Here is a 1033-nt window from a genome sequence, read left to right on the forward strand (position 1 = left end):
AGATTACAAGCCGCTTAATTTAGCTTGATGGTGACAACTACCTTGAAAAACTCCGCTGGCTTCTATATATACAGAGCTTATTACTATAGTCATTCCACTATAGTAATATTAAAGCGCTAACCTCGCTTGAGATATTAAATATACCTCTACACTCAGTTGACTTATATCTCTTTTAAACTAAATCAACCATATCGTTAACCTACCATAGATATAAATCTATAGCCTAGCCCATATAATTCCGCTAGATCATCATCCCCGTTAACCATACTAAAGTATAGCCTGCACCAGACTTCTTATATCGAAATCATTTGAATCTAACTATAGTAGCTTAAGTGGCGCCAACTTGATCTTCTTTTAGAACAAATTAAAATCATGGCATCCGTATATTGCTAAATAACAAAATCTTCAAGCTTGCTGCCGGCTGCTAACGCCTCAACCAACCATGTCGGCTTGCGACCACGACCAGTCCAAGTCTCTTCATTGTTATCTGTATTGCGATATTTGATACTACGTTTTTTCTCTAGTGTTTCACCAGCTTTTAAAATCTCTTCAATAGATGCATCGCTTTCTTCTGCAATTTTCTCAAACTGCATGTAAGCATCATATAGACGTTGGTGTTGTTTTTTAGCAATAAGCTGCTGAGCATTTTCAGTAATAGCACGTAGCTCATCAACGTCTAGATTTTCTAAATCAATTTCTTTGTTTTTGCTCATAGTAAATCCAATTATAAAATAAAAAATATCACCTTAATAGACATATTGTTTACTATTAAGAACTGAGAATAAGATACTTATAATCAATTAAATTATAAGTATCGTACATAAATATTACTTTTAATAAAATATAGGTGGTGTATCAAAAAGTATGCTGGAGTAATAAAAGAAGGGTGACAGCCGAAGCAAGATGATATATTTGAGGTTATGAAGACACAAATACAGATCAATTGCCCCGACTGTCACAGTCCCAGTTTAAAGAAAAACGGCAAAAAAAGCTATGGCAAGCAGAACTACCAGTGCAAGGACTGCAAACGTCA

Annotated in this window: 2 protein-coding genes; one reads left to right on the top strand and one right to left on the bottom strand. The window is 34.8% G+C overall.

All coding sequences use genetic code 11. The annotated features are described in order from the left end of the window. Nucleotides 1–389: 389 nt before the first annotated feature. Nucleotides 390–713, bottom strand: coding sequence for an H-NS family nucleoid-associated regulatory protein (locus tag EI164_RS16315; protein ID WP_192521019.1), 324 nt, complete (start codon nt 711–713; stop codon nt 390–392). 207 nt (nt 714–920) lie between these two features. Here EI164_RS16315 and EI164_RS16320 point away from each other — a divergent pair. Beyond that, the coding region (locus EI164_RS16320) for an IS1 family transposase (RefSeq protein WP_192519804.1) at nt 921–1033 on the top strand (113 nt) is incomplete at its 3' end.

Source organism: Psychrobacter sp. FME13, from assembly GCF_014861395.1.
Taxonomy (GTDB): Bacteria; Pseudomonadota; Gammaproteobacteria; order Pseudomonadales; family Moraxellaceae; genus Psychrobacter.